Here is a 24140-nt window from a genome sequence, read left to right as displayed (position 1 = left end):
CCGCCGCCGGCCCCGGGTGTGCCGCCTGCCCCGAGTGTGCGACCGGCCCCGGGTGCGCCGCCGGCCGCCGGGAACGGGGCGGCGGCGGGGCGCACCGGGCAGCCGGCGGAACGGGGCTGAGATGAACCTGACCGACCGGGTGGTGGTGATCACCGGTGGAGCGGGTGGCATCGGTTCCGCGCTGGCCCGCCGCTTCGCCGCCGAGGGCGCCGCCGCCGTAGTCCTGGCCGACCTGGACCTGCGGGCTACCGTCGCGGTGGCCGAGACGGTCGGCCCGGCGGCCCGCGCGGTCGCCGTCGACGCCGCCGACGAGGGCCAGGTCCGCGACCTGGTGGCCGACACCGAGCGACGGTACGGCCGGATCGACCTCTTCTGCGCCAACGCGGGCGTGGCCACCGGCGGCGGTATCGAAGCCGCCGACGCCGACTGGGACCGGGCCTGGCGGGTCAACGTGCTGGCCCACGTGTACGCCGCCCGGGCCGTGCTGCCCGGCATGCTGGCCCGCGGCGGTGGCCACCTGATGCACACCTGCTCGGCGGCCGGTGTGCTCACCGCGGTCGGCGACGCCCCGTACACCGCCACCAAACACGCGGCGGTCGGGCTGGCCGAGTGGCTGGCGATCACCTATCGGGACCAGGGCATCCGGGTCAGTGCGCTCTGCCCGCAGGGGGTGGACACCCCGATGCTCGCCGACGGGTTGGGCAGCGGGCACCTGGCGGCCCGGGTGATCGCCGCCTCCGGCCCGGTGCTCACCGCCGACCAGGTCGCCGACGCGGCGGTCGCCGGGCTGGCCGAGGAGCGTTTCCTCATCCTGCCCCACCCGGAGGTCGCCCGGTACGCGCTGCGCCGCGCCGAGGACCCGGACGGCTGGCAGGCCGGCCTGCGCAAGCTGGTCCGCCGGCTGCGCGCTGCCGGCCCGCCCCCCGCGTAGTCGGCCCGCCCCCCGTGTAGTCGGCCCGCCCCCCGTGTAGTCGGCCCGCCCCCCGTGTAGTCGGCCCGCCCCCCGTGTAGTCGGCCCGCCCCCGCGCCGTCGGCCCGCCCCCGGGTAGTCGGCGCGGTCCGCCCCTCCGGCATGGTCGGCGGCGGCGCCCGGCTGGTGGGCGGTGGGCCGGCACCGGTGACGACGCCCGGCCCGCTCCCGGCTCCCGTGGTCGATCGGTGGTGCGCGGCGGTGCCGGGCAGGGGTCAGCGGGGCCAGCGCAGCGGGCCGGGCCGCACCGACCAGAGCAGCCGCCGCCAGCGGGGGCGGGCTGCCCGCAGCGCCGTCGCGTACCCCTCGGCGAGACCCCGGGCCCGGTCGGCCTGGGCGTCGGTCAGCGTGCCCGGGGCGAAGGCCGCCTGGTTGAGCAGCCCGGCCAGCTCCGTCAGCGTCGTCTCCTCCCCGGCCCGCCCGGAGTCCTCGGCGAGTGCCCGCCCGGCCAGCTCGGCCACCTCGGTCGCGGAGAGCTGCCCGCCGACCCGCCGCCCCGACAGGCGCAGCGCGTCGGTGGTGTGCCGCCACGCGCCGCCCACCCGGGTCGCCGGATCCCCCCGGGTCAACCGGGTCCGGGTCTGCGCCCGACGGTAGCCGACCAGCACCCCCAGCACCAGCCCGACCAGCAGCAACCCGGCGGCACCGGCCCCCAGCCAGACCGGGACCGGCCCGGTGCGTTCGGCGGCGACCCGACCCGGACCGGCCACCGCCGGTGGGGTGGTCGGCAGGGTCGCGGTCGGCTCGGGCACCTCCGACGGCGGTGGACTCGGCGCGGCCGGTCGGAAGTCCTCCTCCACCGGGCGGGGCGCGCTGTCCGGCCGGGGCAGCGGGTCGAACGGCACCCACCCCACCCCGGTGAAGAGCACCTCCGGCCAGGCGTAGGCGTCGGCGGCCCGGACCGGCCCGTCCCCCCGGGCGGTGAACCCCACCACCACCCGGGTCGGCAGGCCGGTCAACCGGCCCAGCACCGCGAAGGCGGCGGCGAACTGCTCGGAGGTGCCCCGCTGACCGCCGCCGTTACGCGGCCCGAACAGGAAGAACTCCAGATTCGGGTACGCGTGCCCGCTCGGCGCGTCCGCCACCAGCCGGTAGTGCTCGGCGAGGAACTGCTCCACCGCCGCCGCCCGCGCGTACGGGGCGCCGTTGTCCTCGGCGAGCTGGGCGGCGAGCCGGCGCAGCGGCTCCGGTACCCCGTCGGCCACCCGCAGCACCCGGGCCACCTGCGCACCGGCCGGCACGTCGGCGGTGCCGAGCAGGTTCGCGTCCGGCCGTTCCCGCGCCGAGGTGACCGAGTACGTCAACCCCGGCACCAGCCCCTCCGGCCGGATCAGCGTCCCGCTCTGCGGGTCGTACGCCACCCGGGCGCCGTCGACCGTACGCGGGGTGGCCACCGCCGGGAGCAGCCGACCGGTCAACCCCGCCACGGTGATCTCCTGCCGGACGGTGTCCACCGTCCCGGTGCCCGGTTCTCCGGCCGGGAGCACCCGACCGGCGGTGCGGTAGGTCGCCCCCACCCGCCAGGTGACCCCGTCGTAGTCGCTGAGCACCGCCAGCCGGATCGTGGTCGGCCCGTCCGCCGGGGGGCGGGTCGACACGTCCAGCAGCTTCTGCTGCGGTTCCAGCGCCCACCCGGAGATCCGGATCAGCGGGTTCTCGTCCAGCGACTCCACCCGGGGCGGCGGCACGTAGCGACGCGGGTCCACCGGCCGCTCGTCGACCCGCCCGGCGAGGGCCGGGCCGAGCAGGGCGGCCGCCGCCACCACCAGCGCCACCCCGGCGGCGGAGACCGTGGCGGCCCGGAGCCGGACGGCGGCCCGCAGGGCCGGAGCCAGCCCGGCGGCCGGGTCCGGGCCGGGGGCGCGTGCCGTGGCCAGGGCCACCGCGACCAGCCCGGCGAAGACGACCGACGCCCCGACCGCCGGTGCCGCGTTCGGGCCGACCACGTAGACGACCGCGACGTAGAGCGCGGTGGCCGGCAGGAACCCGAGCAGCACCCGCCCGGCCCGCAACGCCACCTCGGCGCCGGCCAGCCCGGCCAGCCAGGCCGCGACCACCGGCAGTAGCACCGTGTCCGGTGCCGGCTCGACCGGGATCATCGCGGTGAGCAGCCGGGGAACCGCGTTGGCGGCGGCGTCGGCGGTCACGTCGAGGAAGCTGCCCGGCAGGTCGGCGCTGGTCGCGGCGAGCCGTACCGACCAGCCCGTCCAGCCGAGCATGGCGGTCACCGACAGGGGTGCCACCAGCCAGGACGGCAACCGGCGGGCGGCCACGCTGACCAGCACCGCGCCCAGGGCCGCACCGCACACCAGCCGGGTCAGCAGGTCACCGGCGTACACCCGGTTGAGCACCACCCCGGTCAGGCCGATGACGGCGACCAGCGCCGTCGGCACCACGGCGGCGCGCAGCACCCGCCCCGGCAGCCCGCCGGCCGTCCGGCCCGGACCGCCGGCCGGGCCACTGTCGCCCGGCCCGCCGTCGCCCGTGCCGGTCCCGGCGGGCCGGTCGGTCACCGTCACCACCGGCGGACCGCGTCCCACGCGGCGGCGAAGGCCGCGCCGTCGGCCGCGTCGAGCACCACCGGCCCGGCCGCCGCCGGTGTCGGCCCGGCCGCCCCGAACATCCCCACCACCACCGACGGGTACGCCCCGCGCAGCGCGCCGACCCGCCCCAGGTCGTCCCGGCCGCCGGGGCCGGTGAGGAAGACCAGGGTGTCGCCGGGCCGCTCCCGGCGCAGCCGGGTCACCGCCGCGCCCAGCACCCCGTCGGGCGGGTCACCCGGACCGGTGCCGGTCAGGGCCACCGCGGCCAGCCGGTCCAGTGCCGGGTCGGTGGCCCGGTCGTCGGCCGGGTCGACCAGCAGCAGAACCACCGGCAGGTCCTGGCGGAACGCGGCCACCACCAGCGAGGCCGCCGCCTCGCAGGCCGCCTCGAACGACCCGGCCACCCCGTCGGCCCGGCCCGGGTGGGCGGTGGCCCGGTTGTCCAGCAGCACCACGATCCGGGGCAGGCTGGTGTCCACGTTCTCCCGCACCATCAGCTCACCGACCCGGGCGCTGGTCCGCCAGTGCACCCGGCGCAGCTCGTCGCCGACGACGTACTCGCGCAACGAGTCGAAGGTGATCGACCCGTGCGGCACCCCGTCCACCCGGCCGTCCAGGCTGCGCCCCGCCCCGGTCGGCACCGCCGTCAACGGGAACACCCGGGGATGCACCCGGATCACCGTCGCCGACCCGTACGGGCGGGTCGCGGCGCACAGGCCCAACGGGTCGCGGCGGGTCACCCGCAGCGGCCCCACCGGCAGCACCCCCCGTCGACGGGTCGGCACGTCGTACCCGCAGGTGGTGTCCCGGCCGGGGCGCAGCCGCAGCAACGGAACCGGCACCGGGCGGCCCGCGCAGCGGTCCTCGGCCAGCAGGCTGGTCACCCGCAACCGGCCGGCGTTGCGGACGGTCAGGGTCATCCGGGCCGGCTCGCCCACCGCCACCCGGTCCGGGTCGGCCTCGCGGGCGACCACCAGCCGGGGACGGCGGGCCGCGCCCAGCACCGCCTGCCCGACCGCCACCGCGCCCGCCGCCCCCAGCACGGTCAGCTCCGGGTACCCGAACCGCAGCCCGCTACCGAGCAGCGCGGTCGCGGCGACGAGCAGCCCGGCACCCCGGGTGGTGAGCCCCATCCCGGCCCGGTCAGCCGTGCGTCGGGGTCGACTGGCCCGACGGCAGCGGCACCGGCACCGACGCCACCGCCTGGCGCAGCACCTCGGCGGCGGTCACCCCGCGCACCTGCGCGTCGGCGGTGAGCAGCAGCCGATGGGCGAAGACCGGCTCGACGAGCGCCTTCAGGTCCTCCGGCATGATCCATCCCCGGCCGTCGATCAGCGCGTACGCGCAGGCCGCCCGGGTCAACGCGATCACCCCGCGGGGGCTGACCCCCACCCGGACCTGCGGATGGTTCCGGGTGGCCGTGGCCAGCCGGACGGCGTACCCGTAGAGGGGTTCGGCGATGTGCACCCGGCGGGCCATCCGGACCATCTCCCCGACGGTGGCCGTGTCGGTGACCGGTTGCAGCGAGTCGGGGGAGCGGACCGTCGCCCCGCGCAGCACCTCCACCTCGACCGCCTCGTCCGGGTACCCCACCGACAGCTTCACCAGGAACCTGTCCAGCTGGGCCTCGGGCAGCCGGTACGTGCCGTCCATCTCCACCGGGTTCTGGGTGGCGACCACCAGGAACGGCTGCGGCACCGGGTGCCGGACGCCGTCCACCGTGACCGTCCGCTCCTCCATCACCTCCAGCAGCGCCGACTGGGTCTTGGGCGAGGCCCGGTTGATCTCGTCGGCGATGACGATGTTGGCGAACACCGGCCCCGGATGGAACTCGAACCCCCGGGTGGCCTGGTTGAAGATCGTCACCCCGGAGACGTCCGAGGGGAGCAGGTCCGGGGTGAACTGGATCCGCCGCCACTGTCCCTGCACCGTCGCCGCGACCGCCCGCGCCAGGGTGGTCTTGCCCACCCCCGGCACGTCCTCCAGCAGCACGTGCCCCTGGGCGAACAGGGCGGTCAACGCCAACCGGACCACCTCCGGCTTGCCCAGCACGACCGCGTTGACGTTCTCGGCCAACCGGGCGGCCAGGGCGGCGAAACCCTGGACCTCCGGCTGGCTGAGCGGTTCGGGAGTGCTGTTCACGACGGCGGAGGGCTCCTCGGCTGGGATGACGGAGGTCAACAGGTGGGCAGCACGGCGATGTCGTCACCACCGGCCAGGTTGAGCCAGGCCCAGGGAATGTAGTTGCGCCCCTGGTAGTCGACCCGGACCCACCAGGTGCTCTGCTTCTGGTCGTTGTAGATCCAGGAATCGACGTTCTCGCCCTGCCGCCGACAGTACGCCCGCAGCCGGGTGCCCGGCCTCGCCCAGCCGACCTGCTTGTCGTCGTCCTGTCGGGGCACCGAGAACACCTCGTTGCCGTTGCGACCGTCCACATCGGCGTCACAGTAGGTGCGCTGGTCGCCGTCCGGGCCGTTGACACAGGTCGCCACCCCGTACAGCGGGTCGGTGGCCTGCGCCCGGGTGGCGGTGCCGCGACCGGCGGCGTTGCTGGCCGTCACGGTCACCGTGTACGAGGTGCCCGGGGTCAGGCCGGTCACCCGCAGGCTGGCACAGCCGCCCGACGCGCTCTTCCCGCCGGTGGCGGCGGTGCAGGTCGGCTCCCCGCCACCGGCGTCCACGGTGAACCGCACCGTCACCGACGTCGCATCGGCCGACGACCCGGTCACCGTCACCCGGGGTGCCGCCACCGTGCGCGCGGTGGCGGTGGCCTCCGGCCCCGGCCCGGCCTCGTTGACCGCCTTCACCCGGACCATCACGTTCTGCCCGTCGCCCAGCCCCGTCACCGTCGTGGCGGTGTCGGTCACCTCACTGGTCCGCCCGCCCACGTCGACCTGGTAACGGCTCACCGGCCGGCCGTTCGCCGCCGCCGGTGACCACTGCACCGTGATCGTGCCCGGCCGGTCGGCCACCGTGGCCGCCCGCAGCCCCGCCGGCTGGCCGGGAGCGGTGAACGGCACCACCGGGTCGCTGATCGGGGAGGCCGCCGAGGCGGCACCCCGGTCGTTGACCGCGGTCACCGTGAACGCGTACTGGGTGCCGTACGCCAGCTCGCCCGCCGGGACCACCAGCTCGGTGCGCCGCGACTCGCCCACCGGGGCGTTCGCGCCGGCCGAGGTCGCGGTCACCGCGTACCGGGCGATGCGGTTGCCCTGCCCGTCGGCCGCCGGCCAGCGCACCAGGACCGTGCCGTCGGCGCGGGCCTGCGCGGTGACCCCGGCGGGTGGATCGGGCACCGCCGCGGTCGGGGTCACCGGGTTGCTGCGCCGGGCCGGACCGTCGCCCTTGGCGTTCACCGCGTGCACCGAGAACGTGTACGTCGAGCCGTTGGTCAGCCCGGTGATCTCCACCGCCCGCTGGTTGGCCCCCACCTCGTGCCGCTGACCGGCACCCTCCACCACGTACCGCAGCACCGCCGCGCCGTTCGCGGCCGCCGGCCGCCAGACCACCCGGGCCCGCGCGTCACCCGCCGTCGCGGTCACCTGCCGGGGCGCACCGGGCTTACCCACCTGGGGCTTCGGCGGTGGCGGCGGTGGCGGCGGGTCCGGCGGCGGATCCCCGCCCAGCACGTCGTTGGCGTACTTGTCGACGGTGCGTACCCGGTGCGCGTCGTCGACCACCCGGGCGGTGGCCGCCCCCGGGGCGTTGATGAACAGGTGGTTCTCCCGCACCTCCAGCTCCCACGGGCCGGTGGCCCGGCCGGGTCGGATCGTCTCCACCAGCTGCCCGGCGGCGTCGAACGCGTAGACCGTGCCGGTCACCCCGTCGGCGCAGTAGAACCGGCCGGCCCAGGCGACCGCCGGCCCGACCCGGTCACCGCCGCCCGGCACCACGAACCGGGCGACCACCCGGCCGTCGTCCACGCCGAGCACCCGGCGGTCCCCGCCGATCGTCACCGGCACCACCGGGCCGCTCGTCCGCGCCGGCAGCGCGCCGCCGGCCGTCGCGCCGAGCGCGGTACGCCGGACCTGCCCGGACCGGACCGTCACCAGCGTGCCCGTGGTGCGATCCAGCACCGCCACCCCGTCGTCCAGGGTGGACAACACCAGCTCGTGGTTCGGCTCGGCCACCGGATGGGTCTCGACCCGTTGCGGCCCCCGCCCGCCGGCCGCCCCCGACACCGGCCCGGACGGCAGGGCGGCGGCGGTGACCGCAGCGACGGTCCCCTCCGTTGGCACCGCGATCCACAACCGACCCCGACCGTCGAACGCACCGGCCGTGATGCCCGGCGGGAAGAGCACCGGATCACCCACCGGCACCAGCGAACGGGGGTCGAGCTGCCGCACCACCCCGCGCACCGCGTCCACCACGAACGCGGCGTCGTCGTGCAGCACCACGTTGACCCCGAGGCCCGGCGTGGTGGGGGTGGTCGCGGTGATCTGCAGGGTGGCCAGGTCGAGCGCGCTCACCTGACCGGTCTCCAGGTCCCGCAGGACCAGCAGCCGGTCGGTCTGGGTGACCTGCACCGGGTGCTGCCGGGCACCCGGGACCTCCTTGCGGGTGTCCACCCGGGCGGTGATCCCGTTGACCCGGGCCAGCTCGCTGCGGGTGCTGCTCCACAGCCAACTGCTGGCGTCGAAGCTGGCCAGCGCGTCCTCGGCGGCGCCCCGACCGAGCAGGGTGAGCCCCAGCGCGGCCACCAGCGCGGTCACCGTGCCGACCGTGACCAGCCCGCCCCGTAACCGGGACCGCCGACGGGACGCGCCGACACCGGTGTTCGCGGCATCGTCGATGCTGGCCACAGCGGCTCGCCCTCCGTCCGGTGGCCGGGCGGCGGGCCGGGTGCCGGCCGTCCTGCCCTGAACCGTGGGACATCATATGGGCCGTCCCGGGACGAGGAAACCCGCACCGTTCCGAATCGGACACCCAGCGTGCCGGGGTCAGCCCGCTCCCCGCCCCGTCGCGGTACCGGTCGGCGTCGACCCGGTCAGCCGCTCCGCGACGGGCGGACCCGGTCGGTGCAGACCTGACCGGAGGTCGCGAACGCGTTCGTCGAGTAGACCGCCAGCACGGTGAAGCAGTAGTCCACCTCGGTGTTCAGCCCGTTGACCGTGAAACTGGTCTGTCCAGGGTCGACGGTGGCCATCACCCCGAGCGCCCGCCCGGTCCGTCCACCCGCGACCATGAACGGCACCGACCCGTTGCTCGGATCGGACCAGGTGACCGTGATGGTGGCCGCATCGTCACGCAGCTTCAGGTCGGCCGGCGGCGGCCCGGCCGTCCCCCCGGGCGCGGCACCTGTCGACTGTCCCGGATCGGTCGACTCGCGGCCCAGGATCAGCGCGCCGACCGTGCCCCCGACGGCCAGCAGCACCACCACGCCCGCCACCACGGCCACCAGCCGGCCCCGGCCCCGCGACCCACCTGCCCGCCCCGAGGACGACAGCGGCAGCTCGCGGTCACCCGCTCCTGTCGGGCCGCCCGCTCCTGTCGGGCCGCCTGCCCCTGTCGGGCCGCCTGCGCCCGCTGGTTGGACCGTGCCCCAGGGGTCGCTGTTCCACGGCGGTGGCGCACCCGCCGGCAGCCGCCGGGGCGACGGCGGCCCCGCCGGATCGAGCGGCTCCACCACCGGCGGGCCGTCGACCGGGTACGCGGGTGGTGCGGCCGGAGAGGCCGGCGCTTCCGCCGCTGACCCGCTCACCCCGCGCGCCGACGGTCGGTCCGCCGGCTGCCGGGGGGCGGTAGCAGGGGGCGCGCTCCCCGGTTGCGCCGTCGTGGATGACGGGTGCGATACGGGCACCGCAGCGGTCGACGGAACCGGTACGTCGGTGCCGGTCGACCCACCGTACGTACCGGGTCGGTCCGGCGGCGGCGGCGTCGGCGCGGCCGGCGTACCACTGCCCGGAACCGGGGGTATCGGAGGGACGCCCGCCGGTTCCGCCGCCCTGACCCGCGTGGGCAGCGTCGACGGTGCCGGTGCCGCCGATGCAGTCGCTGCCGCGCTCACGTGCGGGGGCGGCCCTGCGGCCCCTGCCGGTGGCGGCGGCGTGGGCGGTGGTGACGATTCCGGTGCTGCCGGTGCGGCCGGTGGAGCTGGTGTCGACGGGGTTTCCGCCAGCGGTGGTGTCGCCGTGCGTGGTGCCGCCGCTGCGAGCGGTGGTGGCGCTGCCGCCGGTGGCAGCACCCCTGTCGGTGGCAGCACCCCTGCCGGTGTGGGCGCTGGCCCCTCCGGTGCGGGTGCCGGCCTCGCTGTCGCCGGTGCCGTCGCCGGTGGTGGTGTGGTCGGCGGTAGTACTGGCGTTTCCGCCGGTGGCGGCGGGATGGTGGCGTCCGGGGGTGGGATGCTCGGGGTCGGGTGCACTGCCGGTGCCGGGGGTGGTCCGTCGCCCGGGGCGGCGGTGGGCGGTGCGGCCGGGGGGTGGCCGTCGGGCAGCGTCCGCTGGTCTGCGTCGCCGTCCTGCTCCTCCAGCAACGGCCCGATCTGCCGTACCTGCACCGTCGGGCGGTCCCAGGTCCGCGCCGGTGGCGACCCGGCGACGAGTGGTACGGACGATGCCGGTGCCGGCGGCAGTGGTATCGGCGGCGGCGGTGGTGCGGGCGGGGACGGGTCGTTCGGGGGAAGGGCCGGCACCCCACTGTCGAGAGGCGGTGCCAGCCCGGCCGGCAGCGCGATCGGCCGGGCCGGGCCGGATGGCGAGCCGGCGGGAATCACGACCGGCCGCCCGTGCTGGGCCGGCGGGCCGGGTGGCAGCGCGGTGGGCTGTCCGTGCTGGGCCGGTGGACCGGGTGGCAGCGCGGTCGGCCGCCCGTGCTGGGCCGGCGGGATGGCGGTCGGGTGGCCGTGCCGGGGTACGGACGACCGCGCGGCCGCCTCCCCGGGGCCGGATCGCTCGAGCGGTATCGACGGCACCGGATGGTAGGGCGGCTCCGGTTGGGGCGGTGCGGAGCGTGGCGGCTGGTCGTGTGGTGGCCGGAGGTGTGGCGGTGCCCAGGGCGAGGCGGCCGGTCCGCTGCCGGAGACCGGCGCGGACGGGGAGAACGGTGGTGCCGACCGCGGTCGGGGCGATTCCGCCGCCGGGACGGAGTCTGGTGTGCGTTCCGCCGCCGCCGGGGCGGAGTCCGGTGTCCGTTGCGGGGGAGCGGAGTACGGCGGTACTGCGGGCGCCCCCGGGCTGGCGGGGCGCGGTGCGGGCAGCGGCGGTGCCTCGGACTGTGGCCCGGGTGACGCCGGTCGAGGGCGGGGCACCCCGGGCCGGTGGGCGGTCGACCGGCCGTACATCTGCCGGGGCAGCGGCACCCGGGGTTCGGCGTCGAGGAGGGGGTCGACCCGAGTGTCGCCCTGGCCCGGCACCGGTGGCGGGTGCACCTGCTGGCCGGGGGAGTGCGGTGGGTCAGACGGGGCCGGCGGGGCAGCGGCCGGTGCGGGCGTCGCCGGCAGGGAACTCCCGGTAGGACCCGGCTGGTCCGCCGGGATGCCCAGGTACCGGCGGGCGGCCTGGACGGTGGGATGCTGTTCACCGAGCGCGGCGGGGCCGGCGGTCGCTACCCGGGTGTAGTTGCGGCGGGCCTCGTGGCGGTTGCCCAGCTCCTCGGCGACCCGGGCCAGGTCGAAGGCGAGGGCGAGCATCAGCGGGTCGGCCGGACTCCACCGCCGCTCGCCGGCCGCGTACGCCTCCTCCAGCACCCGACGGGCGGCGGCCGGTTCGTCGGCCTCCCGGTGCAGCCGCGCGAGCAGGTACAGCGCACTCATGATCTCCGGGTGGTCCTCACCGTACGCGGGGCGGGCCGAGTCGATCGCGTCGGCGAGCAGCCGGCACGCCGCCGACAGGTCACCGGAGGAACGCAGGGCGAGCGCCCGGTGTCGGACTGCGGCGAGGGGTGCGGGTGCGGACACGCCACCCATGCTGCCGCCTGTACGGGTCCGGACGCTACCCACCCGACGATGCGCTCCGATGCAGGCTTCTGACCTGCGATGATCCAGTCCCCGTCCGACCGCCCGACGGTGATGTGCATGATCCATTCCGGCCGTGTACAGTAATGCCCCGTGCGGCCCACCAGGCCGGCCGACCGGGGTGAGAGACGCCGGAGCCGACCGGGTAGGCTGAACGGGCAAGTCCGGGTGGCGGAATGGCAGACGCGCTAGCTTGAGGTGCTAGTGCCCGTATAGGGCGTGGGGGTTCAAGTCCCCCCTCGGACACGAACCGAATCCCAACGGTGCGTGGCAAGATCGACATTTGCCCGCACCGTTTGTGATTCCGGGTCGTAGGTCAGGTGCAACCCGAGGCTGCGGTAGACCTCCAGCTTGTGTTCCGGCTCGGCGTCCCGCAGGGCGTCCACGAGGTCTCCGAGCTCCTCGACAATGGCGATGATCTGATCCTCGTTGAGGCGAGCGGGTATGCGGGGTTCTTCTTCGGCTGGCGCTTAGTGGCGTTGCTCGGCGCGTTGCCGTTCTGCCTGGGTTTCTCGCCGCGCTCGCCAAGACCAGCCAAGATCCCGATCACTGCCACTGGATCCCGATCGCACTATTTGCGGCCGCCAACCAGGACCACAACGCCGGCGCCTGGGTTGCCTCTGCCGACATGGCCACCATCGCTGGTCTCGCCCATCTCGCCTACGCGCCACGACCCGAAGCCCTCGAGGAGCACAGCTACCTCATCGAGGCGGCAAGACCCGCTGTTCGCGGGCGTACAGCTTCACGAGGTCGTGCGGGTGCCGTCCGCTGCGTCACGCCGAGCAACGTGCTACTTGGTGCCACCCACAGGCACTTGTTGGGCGGCCGCCGCAGGCGCTGCCAGATCGCTCAGGGTGACTGCTCGGTCTCCGGCTGACGGTCGGTGTCGCCGCGAGGACGCTCGTCGCCCGCGACGAGGTAGCGACTTGCGCCGTCGCTTAGGAGCACGCCGAGCATCCACGACAGACCCGCGACGAACGCGAGATCAAAGGTCGCAACTCGTGTGAAGTGGCCGAGTGCCCAGCTGATCGCAGCAATTATTCCTGCTGGCCATGTCAGCCAGAACGATCGCACCGGAGTAGTCGTGAAGCCCACGGAACCTCCTGAGTTGTAGGTGTCGTTCATGACGACCATCCGCGCCCATCAGCTCCCCCGGTAGGTCGAGTAGCCGAACGGCCCGAGCAGCAGTGGTACGTGATGGTGCGCCCCTTTGTTGACGACCTGGAAGGTGACCACGATCTCGGGGTAGAAGGTATGGACGCCGCGATCGACGAAGTACCGCCCAGTGTCGAACCGGAGTCGGTGTACGCCCGCTTGGGGTGCGTACAGCTCGCGGACGCGCCCGTCGGCGTCGGTACAAGCCCGGGCGAGGTGCTGCCACGCGTCGCCATGACAGCGCTCGACGACGACCGCGAGTTCCGGCGCGGGGAGGCCGGTGGTGATGTCCAATACGTGAGTCGAGAGACTCATCAGCCCTCCGATCGCAGGAGTTTGCCCAGCCGGAGGCGGTTGATCGCGGCCAGGTCTGTGAGCGCTACCCGGCGCTCGGTCGCCGGGTCGTTCGCTAACCGGGAGCGGCAGATGGCGAGCAGCTCCGCCGCTGATCGTCCGTTCGCGTAAACCAGGTACAGGTGCCCGAAGCGCTCTTCGTAGGCCGCGTTGGCCTGGCCGAGACTCGTCAGCAGCTCCTCGTCCGCGGTGCCGACTCCTGCCTGCTCTCGCCGCGACCACTGTCCACCGCTGCCGCTCGTTGGCTTGCCGATCTGTGGGTGACCGGCCAACGCCTCGGCAAAGCCGGCCTCGTCGAGCATGGCGGTGCCGGCGTCGGAGGCCGCACAGAGCTCGTCCTCATTGGCGTAGGGCCGCCCGACGATGACCTCGGTCACCCATGCCTCTGCCGAGCAGCACCGGCGTAGGGCCGACCGGAGGCGCTCGTCTTCGGGCGCGGTGTTTAACCGATCCAGACTCCAGGTCGTCATCGGCTCATGCCACCGTCGGTGCCGGCTCGACTGCGATGACGCGTCCGCTCGTCGCTGTCGGTGCGCTGGGCTGCCTTGTTCGCCGCAAAAATGGTCAGGTTGCCGACGGGGCGAGGGCGTAGGGTGCGAGCGTCGATGGCTTTGGCCCTGACCGGTGCTCCGTCTATCCACACCTGCCCCAGGTCGTCCGCCGTGGCCAGCGCAAATACCTTCGCAAGTGCATCCTCTGGTCCGTTCGAGTGGCGTATGCCAATCTCCAGGACCGTGCCCGGACGGGGTCGTATCCAGATCGCGTCGAACCGCCTGCCGGCGCTCAGGTCGCCGATTTGGTCCCGCAGGCCCAGGGCCTGTGCCCCCGCCGCCGTGGCCATGTGCAACAGATGGGCAGCAGTGAGTGGCACGCCGTCCGCGCCGCGCAAACGTTGCAGGAGGTACGTCTGCAGCCCTTCTTTGAGAAGCGAGAAGCCGGTGCCCGCACCCACGTCGCAGCCGAGTGCCACAAGGACGCCGTGGGCGAGGTGGCGGTTGAGCGGGAACATGCCGCTGCCCAGCGCCGCGTTGCTCGTCGGGCAGTGCGCCACGCTGGCCTGGGCCTCGGCCAGCCGGGTCAGCTCGGTGTCAGTCGAATGCACGTTGTGTGCGAAGACGCTCTGTCGGCCGACCAGTCCGTGCCGGTCGTAGCAGTCCAGGTAGTTGGTGGTGCCGGACAGTCGCCGGACCGTGGCGACCTCGTCGAGGTTCTCGTTCAGGTGTGACGTGAACCAGCTGCCCACCACATCCCGGTGCAACTCCCCGCATGACGCGAGCAGTTCGTCGCTGCACGACAACGCGAACCGGGGGGTCACCGCGTACCGACTGCGTCCGACGCCGTGCCAGCGCCGTGCCAGCTCGCGGCCTTCGTCGTAACTGCGCTCTGCGGACGTGTGCAGCTCCGGCCGCAGCATCCGGTCACCGACGACCAGGCCGCTGGTGATCCGTAGGCCGTGCCCCGCGGCCGCCTGGAACAGTGCGTCCACCGCCGGCGCGAAGTGCGAGCCGAAAACCAGAGCGGTGGTCGTGCCTGCCGAGGTGAGGGCCGAGACGAACTCGCCGGCTACCACGCGCGCGTAGTCGATCTCGGCGATCCGTGCCTCCTCGGGCAGCGCGCAGCGTTCCAACCATTCCAGTAACGGCATCCCGAGCGCACCGATGACGCGGACCTGCGGGAAGTGCACATGGGCGTCCACCAGGCCGGGTAGCAGGACTCCATCGGAGAGCTCGACCAGCTGTGCCTCCGGGTGTCGGGAGCGCAGCGTGGCAAAGGCATCCCGCTCGACGATCCGCCCGTCCTCGACGAGCAGCCCCGCATCGCCGTCACAGCGGAGCGCGCCGCCGCGGAACGGGTCGTCGGGAGTGTCGACGACCTGAGCGCGGTAGAGGGTCATGGCCGGGCCGCCGAGGGAGCGCGGTCGTCGGCCATCGCCTGGTGATGTTCCATCCTGCCCAGGAGATCGGCGGCGACGCTGACGGCGATCGTCGCGGGCTCCTTGCCGTGGATGTCGGCGAGCCCGATGGGCGTGGTGATGCGGGCGATGGCCGTGGCGTCGTGGCCCTGTGCGGCGAGTTCGGTGCGGAACCGGGCCCACTTGCCCGCCGAACCGATGAGGCCGATGGTGCCGAATTCACCGCCGCGAAGCATCGCGTCGCAGAGGGAGAGGTCCTCCGCATGGTCGTGCGTCATGATCAACGCGTAGGTGCCTGTGGGCAGCTCGCCGAGCACGGTCTCCGGCAGCACTGCCACCCGGTGGACGTGCACCCGGGCCACCGCATCGGAGAAGACCGCCAACCGGTCCTCGGTGAGCTGCTCCGGGCGGGTGTCGATGAGATGTAGGTCGATATCATGCCGAGCCAGGACACGAGCCAGCTCCAGGCCCACGTGCCCTACGCCGAAGACAGCCACCACCGGCGCCACGGGTAGCGATTCGAGCAACACCGTGACGGTCCCTCCGCAGCACTGCACCCCGTGCTCGTAGGGCGCTTTGTCGGACAGCGCGAGCGTGAACAGCTCGGGCGTCGGGCCGCCTGCGGCCAGCAGCGTACGGGCCCGGTCGATCGCGACCGCTTCCAGCTTGCCGCCGCCGATCGAGCCCCACGTCTGCGTTTCGCTCACCACGAGCTTCGCGCCGGCCGCGCGAGGGGCATGGCCGCGGACCGTCACGAGCGTGACGAGTACACCGGGCTCACGGACGCTGCGCAGGTGCGCCACCGCTGCCAGCCAGGTTCCCTCAGACATGACTCACCGTCCGCAGGGCCCGCTCCGGCGTCGGGTGCCCGGCGTTCGCCGCCCCACCCGGAGCGAGGTCCGCGCCCGCCGTGGGGCCGTGCCCGCCGCACGCCCGCGCCCGCTCGATCGCCCAGAAGACCGCCTCGGGGGTGGCCGGCGAGGCGAGGTCGATGCTGATGCCGGCGGGCCCGAACGCGGCCGCCGCCTGGCGCAGGGCCTCGCGCACGGAGAAGGCGAGCATCAGCGGCGGCTCGCCCACCGCCTTGGCGCCGTAGACCGCCCCCTCCTCGGCCGCGTCGGCCAACATCGTCACATTGAAGACCTCCGGCATCTCCGAGAAGCTGGGCAGCTTGTACGAGCTGGCCCCTCGCGTGGCCAGCTGGCCGCGCGCGGCTCCCGTGCCGGTGTTCCAACGGAGGTCCTCCAGGGTCAGCCAGCCCGCGCCCTGTACGAACCCGCCCTCGATCTGTCCGATGTCGATGAGCGGTGACAGGCTGTCCCCGACGTCGTGCACGATGTCCACCCGTCGCGTTCGGTACGTGCCCGTGAACCCGTCGACTTCGACCTCGGCGGCGGCCACCCCGTACGCGAAGTACTTGAACGGCGAGCCCTGCATCGCCGCTGAGTCCCAGTACAGCCCCTCGGTGCGGTAGAAACCCGCCGCGAACAGTTGCACCCGCTGGAAGTACGCGGTCCGCACCAGATCGTTCCACTCGACGCCGGTAGGGGCCCCGGTACCCCGCGCCACACCGTCGACGATGCTGATGTCGGCGGCGTTCAGCCCCAGCATGGTGGCGGCCACCCGGGTCAGCCGCTCGCGAAGCTGTTCGCAGGCCTGCCTGACCGCGCCACCGTTGAGGTCGGCACCGCAGCTCGCTGCGGTCGCCGAGGTGTTGGGCACCTTGTCGGTACGTGTGGGCGCCAGCCGCACCCGGCCCAGTGGAATGCCCAGCTCGGTTGCTGCTACCTGCAGCATCTTGGTGTGCAGGCCCTGACCCATCTCGGTGCCGCCATGGTTGATCAGCACCGACCCGTCCCGGTACACGTGCACGAGTGCGCCGGCCTGGTTGAACGCGGTGAGGTTGAACGAGATGCCGAACTTGACCGGCGTGACGGCCAGGCCACGTTTGGCATGCGGATGTGCGGCGTTGAAGGCCGCGACCTCCCGCTGCCGGGCGGCAATGTCACCGGTGTCGACGACCTGACGCCAGAGCCTGTCCAGCCGTTCCGGATGCCGGACCAACTGGCCGTACGGCGTGGTCTGCCCGCGGCGGTAGAAGTTGCGTCGGCGCAGTTCCATCGGGTCGATGCCGAGCAGTGGGGCGCAGCGGCCGAGTATGTCCTCGATGACCAGCATCCCCTGCGGGCCCCCGAAGCCCCGGAAGGCGGTGCTGGATGTCTTGTGGGTGCACACGATGCGGCCGTTGAGTCGTACATGTGGCAACCAGTACGCGTTGTCAACGTGGCACAGCGCGCGGGCCAGCACCGGCTCGGACAGGTCGAGGCTCCAGCCGCCGTCCGAGGTCAGGGTCGCTTCGAGCGCGAGCAGCCGGCCCGCCGCATCGAACCCGACCCGCCACTCGACGAGAAACCCGTGCCTCTTGCCCGACATGGTCAGGTCCTGGGCGCGGGTCAGGCGCACCCGTACCGGGCGGCCGGTGCACGTCGCGCCCAGCGCGGCGATGGCAGCGAGGCCGTGTGGCTGCATCTCCTTGCCGCCGAAGCCGCCGCCCATGCGCAGGCACTGGACGGTCACCTCGTTGCTGGCCCGGCCCAGCACGTGGGCGACTATCTCCTGGGTCTCCGAGGGGTGCTGGGTACTGCTCTGCACGAAGACCCGCCCGGCTTCGTCGACGTGGGCCAGCGAGCTGTGCGTCTCCAGGTAGAAGTGCTCCTGCCCGGCGATTTCGAGTTCCCCACCGAAGACGTGCACGGCGTCGGCCAGACCGGTCTCGACGTCGCCCCGCACCAGTTGCGGCATGGCGCCCTGGAAACTGTCGGCGGCGATCGCCTCCCGCACGGTCACGTAGGAGGGCAACGCCTCCGTCTCGACCTCCACGGCGGCCGCGCCCACACGTGCCGCCTCGTACGTCTCGGCGAGCACCCAACAGACGGCGTGGCCGAAGAACATGACTTCCTCGGGGAACAATGGCTCGTCCTGCTTGATCCCGGCGTCGTTCACTCCGGGCACATCGGCGGCCGTGAGCACCCGGACGACACCTGGCACGCGGAGCGCCGGGGCGACTCGCAGCGCGGTGACCCGGGCGTGCGCCTGGGGCACCTGTACCGGGTGGGCGTGCAGCACATCCTTGGTACGAGGGATCAGGTCGTCGGTGAACTGTGCCGCACCGGTGACGTGCAGCCGCGCACTCTCGTGCGGGACCGCTGCACCCACCGCGGGACTCTCCGGCCTCTCAGACAGCGCGCTCATTCCGTGGCCTCCTCTCGGCCTGGTGCTCGGTGGCCGCGGCGATCCGTCCGCCGGGGACTGCGGCGATCTCGTACGGGGCCGGGTTCTCGGCGTAGAGCTTGAGTAGGCTCTGGCCGAGCATCGCGGCTCGATACTCGGCGCTGGACCGGTGGTCGTCCTGCGGTGTGCCCTCGCGGCGCAAAGACCGAGCGGCGGCAGCGACGGTGGCTGCGGACCAGGGGTTGCCCTCCAGCGCCGCCTCGGTCGCCCGGGCCCGGATCGGTGTGGCCGCCACCCCACCCAGGCCGATGCGTGCGCGGGTGACCGTTCCACCGACGACGTCGAGGGCGAAGCCGACGGCGACGCTGGTGACGTCGTCGAACCGCCGCTTCGCAATCTTGTGGAAGGCGACGAGGCCGGCGAGCGGGCGTGGGATCCGCACTGCCCGGATCAGCTCGTCGGAGCGACGAACGCTGCGCCGATACCCGGTGAAGTAGTCCGCCAGCGGCACCCTGCGTTCGCCGTCGACGCTGACCAGGATGACCTCGGCGGCAAGCGCGAGCAACACCGGCGCGGTGTCGCCCACCGGGGATCCGGTGCCCAGGTTGCCGCCAATGGTGGCTCTGTTGCGGATGAGCCTGGAGGCGAAGAGGGGGAACATGTGGGCGAGCAGCGGCACCCGGCCCGCGAGGCGGCGCTCGATCTCGCTGAGGGTCAGTCCGGCACCGACCTCGATGCTCTCCGGCGTGATCATCAGCTTCCGCAGCTCTGCGAGGCGGTCGATCGCGAGGACCGACTCGGCCCGGGCGCCCTGCAGATTCACCTGCACACCCCAATCGGTGGAGCCGGCCACCACGGTGGCAGTGGGCTGCTCGCGAAGCCGTCGCAGGGCGTCGGGCAGCGAGGCCGGCCGGACGAACTCCCGGCCCCCGTGCCGCAGCCGAACGGGCCGGGGCGGCGCCGTGGGCGCCTGCTGGCGTTGCACAAGCTGGTCGTCGGGCACCGGTGGACCGAGTGCGAACGCGGCGTCGCGAATCGGCCGGTATCCGGTGCAGCGGCACAGGTTGCCGCTGAGGGCGTCCAGGTCGAAGCCGTTGGGCCCCTTGTCGTGTCCGGTCACGTCGCCGTCCGGGGACGCCCGTCTTCCGGCCCGGTAGTACTCGGCAGCCATGCTGCAGACGAAGCCGGGTGTGCAGTAGCCACACTGCGATCCACCGCGGACGGCCATCTCGTGCTGAACCGGGTGCAGGCGGTCGGGGCTGCCCAGCCCCTCGGCAGTGCGGATCTCCTGGGCATCCAGGGCGGCGACCGGCAACAGGCATGCGTTGACCGCCACCCATTCGGTGGGCGAATCAACGCCGGGTCGGGCGACGAGCACCGCGCAAGCGCCGCACTCACCCTCTCCGCAACCCTCCTTGCAGCCGGTGAGGCCTCGTCCACGCAGCCATTCCAGCGCCGTGGTGTGTGGCGTGACATCCCCGAGTGGAGTGATCCGGCCGTTGACCGTGATGTCGCCGCCGCTCCGCGTGGTGTCGTCAGGCAGCGGGGGCGTGTCGGTCGACACCGCTCGGCCCGCGGTCGGCTCCTGCCGACCGGGTAGGTCCGGTCGGAATGCATGGTGCGTCCCGGTCATCTTCTTCCCCTCATCAACAGCTTCCCGAGCGGCTGTCCCTCCGTACGTACGCGCCGCCCGCGAAGCCAGGTCTGCCGGACGATGCCGGCCAGCCGTCGACCCGAGTACGCCGTCAGCTGGTGACGGTGCAGTAGGCTCGCCGGATCGACCACGAAATCGGCGTCCGGGGCGAAAACACACAGATCCGCGTCGGCGCCGGCGGCGATGCGACCCTTGTACGGCAGCCCGACGCGCTCGGCTGGGCGCTGCGCCATCCAACGCGTCACGTCGGCCAGCGAGTGCCCGCGCGAGCGGGCCGCCGTCCATACCACCGGCAGTCCCAGCTGCAGGCCCGCGATGCCACCCCACGCTTTGCCGAAGTCGCCGTGTTCGAGCAGCTTGAGCTCGGGCGTACAGGGTGAGTGGTCCGAGACGACCATGTCGATGTCTCCGGCGGCGAGCGCCTGCCACAACCGGTCCTGGTTGCCGCCGTCGCGGATCGGCGGGCAGCACTTGAACTGGGTCGCTCCATCCGGGATATCGGTATCGGACAACGTCAGGTAGTGCGGGCAGGTCTCCACCGAGACATCGACACCGGCAGCCCTGGCTGCGGTGAGCCCTGACAGCGCGTGGGCGCTGGACAGGTGCAGGACGTGGGCCCGGCCACCGGTCGCGCGCGCGGCGTTGATCACCTGGTCGATTGCGCGATCCTCGGCCCGGTGCGGGCGGGAACGCAGGAAGGCCGCGTACTCCGGCCCGGTGGGGCGTGGCGCCAGTGCGACCACCTCGGCGTCCTCGGCGTGCACGATCAGCATCGCACCGAGGCGAGCCGTCTCTGCCATCGTCGCGACGAACTCCGCAGCGTCCAGCGGTGGAAACTCCGGCACCCCGGAGTCGAGCAGGAAGCACTTGAAGCCGAAGACTCCGCCGTCGTGCAGGGCCGCCAGATCGGTGATGTTGCCCGGCACTGCCCCGCCCCAGAAGCCCACGTCGACGTAGGTCTGGCCGCGGGCGCAGCCCTGCTTGGTGGCCAGCGCGGTGGGCGTGGTCGTCGGTGGAATGCTGTTGAGCGGCATGTCCACGATGGTGGTCACTCCGCCGGCTGCGGCTGCCCGGGTCGCGCTGGCATAGCCTTCCCACTCGGTACGACCGGGCTCGTTGACGTGCACATGGGTGTCGACCAGGCCGGGCAGAAGCACCTCGTCATCAGCGAGAGTGATCGACTCCTGGGCTTCCAGCTTCGCGTCGAGTGGTGCCACGACGGCGATGCGCCCGTCACGCACACCGATCACACCCGCGGTCTCGGTGCCCTCGATGACCACGCGTCGACTGCGAAGGACGAGATCCAGCATCATGATCGCGCCTCGTCGGGCCGTCCGGCGATCAGCGGACAACAGATGGCGAGGCGGTGACGCCCGGAGTCGGCCATGTCGCTCGTCAGTTCACAGGAAGGACGGCACGGCGAGCCAGGCGTCGCCCGGCTCGGGCGCGTCGTCGCGGGTCACGGCGGCCTCGATGAGCCCGTACGGCCGGTCGGTGGCGGTGAACACCTCGCCGCTGTTCTCCAGGCCGAATCGGGCGAGGTCAACGGGGAAGTGATGCTTGTTGGGTGCGGAGAAGCGGATCTCGGCCACCTCTTCGTGAGCCTTGAGCACGTGCGCTCCCATCAGATAGAGGGTCTCCTGTAGCGCCCGGCTGTAGGTGGTGGCGAAGGTCTCCAGCAGCGACGCACTGATGGCGCCGTACGTCGAGTTCCAGTCGACCTCGGTACCCGCGTACCGCCACCTCGCGACGAGCGAGGTGGCGAGGATGCGGTCGTCGGTCTCCTGCAACGTCGTGTATTCGTCCCGGAGGAAACCCTTGAACTCCGAACCGGTCGACTTGAGCAGGACCAGGTCACGTAGGCCGGAAACCACGCGGACCAGCTGCTCGGCGTTCCGCCCGGAGAGCGTGACCACGGTCGTCCGGACGGCTCCGCCGCGGCGGAGGAACGCGTGGTCGTGGCCGGCCCCGTCGACGTCGATTCGGTCCCAGGCGTACTGCTCGACGCGGACCTGGGCGCCGGACGCCTTGGGGGACGCCTCGATCAGCCGTTGGCCGACCGCGATCGCGTAGTCCTCGGGAGACGTGACGCCGTGCTTCTTGGCGTACACGAAGGCGGTGTTCTTCTGGGTGTCGGTCGGTAGCACATCCCGCTGGTCTCCCTCGACGTGCGCCGCGGCGAAGTCACCGCGTAACGCCGTGGAGACGTTCAGATCCCAGATCTCGTGTCGCGGGTTGTCCCGGTAGATGCGCACGACGCGGTTCTCGGCCTTGCCGTACTGGTCGAAGCTGAGCACGGTACCCATGACGTCCCTCCTACGTGTCGGTCGGTCGTCCTGTCGATGTCCGCATCGTGGTGGCCGTCCAGCCGGTGGCCGTCCCCGATCAGCTCCCCACCCGGGGCGCGGATCGGGTGCGAGCCGCCGGATCCCGTCGCGTGCTGATGCCGACGGCAACGAGGCAGGGCCAACGCGTAGGAGTCGAGGCGATCCCCAAGTGGATCTCCACCGCGCCCGAGAGGGACGGGGCTCGTCGACGTCGGGTTTCCTTCATCGTGGGATCACCGTCCACCGCTGACCTGTCGCCGCTCTATCGGCGATCTCTTGTCGTCCTGCTCGCCGTCGATATCTTGGTGATAGACGCGGCGTCCCCAATGCAGTGTCATGAGCCTGCGAGTCATGTCGGCGGCGCCGACCGAGCCTGATCCCCGAGGCGCTGCGGCGCGTCCCCTGACCATCTGTGTCTTCTGCGGCGCCCGGCCGGGCCGGCGGGCGGCCGACACCGAGGCGGCCCGGCACCTGGGTCTGCTGATCGGCCGACGCGGTCACCGGTTGCTCTACGGCGGTGGTGGTTCGGGGCTCATGGGCGAGGTGGCGTGGTCCGCGCAGCGGCACGGTGCGCCCGTGACCGGGGTCATTCCCACGTTCCTGGTCGAGAAGGAGCGAGGCATCGCGGCACCACCGCAGCAGACGGTGGTCACCTCGACGCTGGGCGAGCGCAAGGTGACGTTCCTCACCCAGGCCGACGCGTTCGTCGCCCTGCCCGGCGGGTTCGGGACTCTCGACGAGGTGCTGGAGGTGATAAGCCTCAACCAGCTGAAAGTGTTGACCAAGCCGATCGTGCTGGTCAACACCGACGGGTTCTGGGATCGGTTCCTCGGAATGGCGCAGGAGCTGACCGACTGGGGCTTCACCGATCCCGACCTCGGCTCGCTCTGCTCGGTGACCGGCACCACGGAGGACGCGCTGCGGTGCGTGGAGAGGCACGCGAACCACACCGCGGGACTGGCCGCCGTCGACGCGGAGCGGCTCTGAGCCGAGTTCATCGGTTGCCGAGTCCCATAGGCGGGTCGTGACCCACTCTTCGTACCTCGACGGTCCGCGCATGCTGCACGACAGCGACACCGCCGACCGAGGTGCGACCGACCGCTCGGGTGGCCGCCCGGCGGCACCTCGGCCGCCGCCAGGTCACCTGCCGCGAGGGCCGTGTCACGGGCAGCCGCCGGGTCGGCCCAGGTGTCTGTTCAACGGACGTCCGCCGCCGGCGCCCACTGTCGATCACTGCGTACCGGAGCGTTCAGAGGTCGACCGGCCGCCCGTTCGGGGCGTCCGTCGAGCGGGCGGGGTGGGCTTGTCAATCGCCTGACCCGACCGCCACCGCGGTCAGGATCAACCGGTCGGTCGCCAGGAAGCGTCCGGAGAACCGGGACCGCGGTCCGTCGACGAGCAGTTGCGCGCTGAACCGGCCCGCAGCGGGGTCGATGGTCAGCCGGGCGTCCGGCAGTCCGAGCCACCGTCCGGTCAGCGGAAACCACGCCTTGTACACCGCTTCCTTCGCGCTGAACAGCAGCCGGTCCCAATGCGTCCGAGGATGGGCACTGCGCAGGTCGCGCAGCATGTCGGCCTCGCCGGGCGCGACGATGTAGTCCTGGGTTCCGGCCGGCAGTGTCTGGTGCGGCTCGGCGTCGATGCCAACCGACATCAGGTCGGCCGAGCGCGCGACGGCGGCCGCTCGGTAGCCGGTGCAGTGCGTGATGCTGCCGACCACCCCGGTCGGCCAGACCGGCGCCCGTTCGGCACCGATCCGGATCGGTGCCGGAGCCACACCGAGCCGCCGCAGGGCTTCGCGCGCGCAGCGGCGGGCGGTGACGAACTCCCGGCGCCGGAGGTCGACGACGTTCGCCACCAGGTCCTCCTCGCCAGGGAACACCGGCTCGCCGGGTATGTCGGAGAACGCCTCAGCGGTGCGTACGGCGGCCGGGAGCAGAGTCGCGAGCATCGACCAGAGTCTACGGCCTGAGCGCGGTGGACACCCCCTATCGTCCACGTATCCCGGACCGGCGCCTCCAACCGGTAACGGCGGGACAGCGG

The 24140-nt window shown here is 73.1% G+C and carries 16 protein-coding genes, 1 tRNA gene and 2 pseudogenes; 3 read left to right on the top strand and 16 right to left on the bottom strand.

From position 1 onward, the window contains the following. Positions 1-121 precede the first annotated feature (121 nt). Complete coding sequence (locus O7625_RS27415; protein WP_067314234.1) at positions 122-931, top strand: SDR family oxidoreductase; 810 nt, start codon at positions 122-124, stop codon at positions 929-931. A gap of 254 nt (positions 932-1185) precedes the next feature. Here the strand turns inward: O7625_RS27415 and O7625_RS27410 are convergent, their stop codons facing one another. From O7625_RS27410 to O7625_RS27385, 6 genes and pseudogenes are all read right to left on the bottom strand, one after another. After that, positions 1186-3510 carry a transglutaminase domain-containing protein gene (locus O7625_RS27410; RefSeq protein WP_282342695.1) on the bottom strand — a complete coding sequence of 775 codons (2325 nt, stop codon included), beginning with the start codon at positions 3508-3510 and terminating at the stop codon, positions 1186-1188. Continuing rightward, positions 3486-4646, bottom strand: a complete 1161-nt coding sequence (locus O7625_RS27405; protein ID WP_282342693.1) for a DUF58 domain-containing protein — start codon at positions 4644-4646, stop codon at positions 3486-3488. The genes O7625_RS27410 and O7625_RS27405 overlap by 25 nt, the downstream gene beginning before the upstream one ends. 10 nt (positions 4647-4656) lie before the next feature. Further along, positions 4657-5655 (bottom strand): MoxR family ATPase, encoded by a 999-nt coding sequence (locus tag O7625_RS27400; RefSeq protein ID WP_282342691.1) that lies wholly within the window; start codon positions 5653-5655, stop codon positions 4657-4659. Between the two features lie 35 nt (positions 5656-5690). Further along, the gene (locus tag O7625_RS27395; protein WP_282342689.1) at positions 5691-8315 is read right to left on the bottom strand and encodes a fibronectin type III domain-containing protein; all 2625 of its coding nucleotides are present in this window, start codon (positions 8313-8315) and stop codon (positions 5691-5693) included. A 185-nt stretch (positions 8316-8500) separates the two neighbouring features. After that, a pseudogene (locus O7625_RS27390) lies at positions 8501-8794 on the bottom strand (fibronectin type III domain-containing protein); the annotation flags it as partial. A 2196-nt stretch (positions 8795-10990) separates the two neighbouring features. Continuing rightward, positions 10991-11416, bottom strand: a pseudogene (locus O7625_RS27385) (tetratricopeptide repeat protein); the annotation flags it as partial. A gap of 210 nt (positions 11417-11626) precedes the next feature. On the opposite strand from O7625_RS27385, the gene O7625_RS27380 reads away from it, so the two are divergent. Then, a tRNA-Leu gene (locus O7625_RS27380) sits at positions 11627-11710 on the top strand. Positions 11711-12313: 603 nt separating this feature from the next. Here O7625_RS27380 and O7625_RS27375 read toward each other — a convergent pair. The 9 genes from O7625_RS27375 to pucL all read right to left on the bottom strand — a co-directional run bounded on the left by O7625_RS27375 (position 12314) and on the right by pucL (position 22076). After that, positions 12314-12589 carry a hypothetical protein gene (locus tag O7625_RS27375; protein ID WP_281593055.1) on the bottom strand — a complete coding sequence of 92 codons (276 nt, stop codon included), beginning with the start codon at positions 12587-12589 and terminating at the stop codon, positions 12314-12316. Between the two features lie 18 nt (positions 12590-12607). After that, a complete protein-coding gene (gene uraH, locus O7625_RS27370; protein ID WP_281593054.1) occupies positions 12608-12934 on the bottom strand; it encodes a hydroxyisourate hydrolase in 327 nt (108 codons plus the stop codon). Then, positions 12934-13443 (bottom strand): 2-oxo-4-hydroxy-4-carboxy-5-ureidoimidazoline decarboxylase, encoded by a 510-nt coding sequence (uraD, locus tag O7625_RS27365; RefSeq protein ID WP_281593052.1) that lies wholly within the window; start codon positions 13441-13443, stop codon positions 12934-12936. Before uraD ends, uraH begins: the two co-directional genes overlap by 1 nt. Further along, entirely contained in the window at positions 13440-14867 is a 1428-nt protein-coding gene (locus O7625_RS27360) for a guanine deaminase (RefSeq protein ID WP_282342685.1), read from the bottom strand. The genes uraD and O7625_RS27360 overlap by 4 nt, the downstream gene beginning before the upstream one ends. Next, complete coding sequence (gene xdhC, locus O7625_RS27355) at positions 14864-15715, bottom strand: xanthine dehydrogenase accessory protein XdhC (protein ID WP_281593050.1); 852 nt, start codon at positions 15713-15715, stop codon at positions 14864-14866. Before xdhC ends, O7625_RS27360 begins: the two co-directional genes overlap by 4 nt. Next, the gene (xdhB, locus tag O7625_RS27350; protein ID WP_282342684.1) at positions 15708-18101 is read right to left on the bottom strand and encodes a xanthine dehydrogenase molybdopterin binding subunit; all 2394 of its coding nucleotides are present in this window, start codon (positions 18099-18101) and stop codon (positions 15708-15710) included. Before xdhB ends, xdhC begins: the two co-directional genes overlap by 8 nt. A gap of 19 nt (positions 18102-18120) precedes the next feature. After that, positions 18121-19680 carry an FAD binding domain-containing protein gene (locus O7625_RS27345; RefSeq protein WP_282342682.1) on the bottom strand — a complete coding sequence of 520 codons (1560 nt, stop codon included), beginning with the start codon at positions 19678-19680 and terminating at the stop codon, positions 18121-18123. Positions 19681-19745: 65 nt separating this feature from the next. Continuing rightward, entirely contained in the window at positions 19746-21083 is a 1338-nt protein-coding gene (gene allB, locus O7625_RS27340) for an allantoinase AllB (RefSeq protein WP_091606516.1), read from the bottom strand. A gap of 87 nt (positions 21084-21170) precedes the next feature. After that, positions 21171-22076 (bottom strand): factor-independent urate hydroxylase, encoded by a 906-nt coding sequence (pucL, locus tag O7625_RS27335; protein ID WP_091606513.1) that lies wholly within the window; start codon positions 22074-22076, stop codon positions 21171-21173. A gap of 357 nt (positions 22077-22433) precedes the next feature. Between pucL and O7625_RS27330 the strand changes: the two genes are divergently transcribed. Next, positions 22434-23084, top strand: coding sequence for a TIGR00730 family Rossman fold protein (locus tag O7625_RS27330; protein WP_282342679.1), 651 nt, complete (start codon positions 22434-22436; stop codon positions 23082-23084). A gap of 319 nt (positions 23085-23403) precedes the next feature. On the opposite strand, the gene O7625_RS27325 is transcribed toward O7625_RS27330, so the two are convergent. Beyond that, positions 23404-24048 carry a 4'-phosphopantetheinyl transferase superfamily protein gene (locus O7625_RS27325; protein ID WP_282342678.1) on the bottom strand — a complete coding sequence of 215 codons (645 nt, stop codon included), beginning with the start codon at positions 24046-24048 and terminating at the stop codon, positions 23404-23406. Positions 24049-24140: the final 92 nt, after the last annotated feature.

This window comes from Micromonospora sp. WMMD714, assembly GCF_029581315.1.
GTDB lineage: Bacteria > Actinomycetota > Actinomycetes > Mycobacteriales > Micromonosporaceae > Micromonospora > Micromonospora rifamycinica.
The sequence above is the reverse complement of the archived record's forward strand: the minus strand, read 5'-3'. Positions and strand labels throughout refer to the sequence as shown.

Coding starts and splice junctions, on each gene's coding strand:
- uraD (WP_281593052.1), bottom strand. CDS start 13,443: ATGACGACCTGGAGTCTGGATCGGTTAAACACCGCGCCCGAAGACGAG.
- O7625_RS27405 (WP_282342693.1), bottom strand. CDS start 4,646: ATGGGGCTCACCACCCGGGGTGCCGGGCTGCTCGTCGCCGCGACCGCG.
- pucL (WP_091606513.1), bottom strand. CDS start 22,076: ATGGGTACCGTGCTCAGCTTCGACCAGTACGGCAAGGCCGAGAACCGC.
- O7625_RS27375 (WP_281593055.1), bottom strand. CDS start 12,589: ATGAACGACACCTACAACTCAGGAGGTTCCGTGGGCTTCACGACTACT.
- O7625_RS27415 (WP_067314234.1), top strand. CDS start 122: ATGAACCTGACCGACCGGGTGGTGGTGATCACCGGTGGAGCGGGTGGC.
- O7625_RS27325 (WP_282342678.1), bottom strand. CDS start 24,048: ATGCTCGCGACTCTGCTCCCGGCCGCCGTACGCACCGCTGAGGCGTTC.
- O7625_RS27330 (WP_282342679.1), top strand. CDS start 22,434: ATGAGCCTGCGAGTCATGTCGGCGGCGCCGACCGAGCCTGATCCCCGA.
- uraH (WP_281593054.1), bottom strand. CDS start 12,934: ATGAGTCTCTCGACTCACGTATTGGACATCACCACCGGCCTCCCCGCG.
- xdhC (WP_281593050.1), bottom strand. CDS start 15,715: ATGTCTGAGGGAACCTGGCTGGCAGCGGTGGCGCACCTGCGCAGCGTC.
- O7625_RS27360 (WP_282342685.1), bottom strand. CDS start 14,867: ATGACCCTCTACCGCGCTCAGGTCGTCGACACTCCCGACGACCCGTTC.
- allB (WP_091606516.1), bottom strand. CDS start 21,083: ATGATGCTGGATCTCGTCCTTCGCAGTCGACGCGTGGTCATCGAGGGC.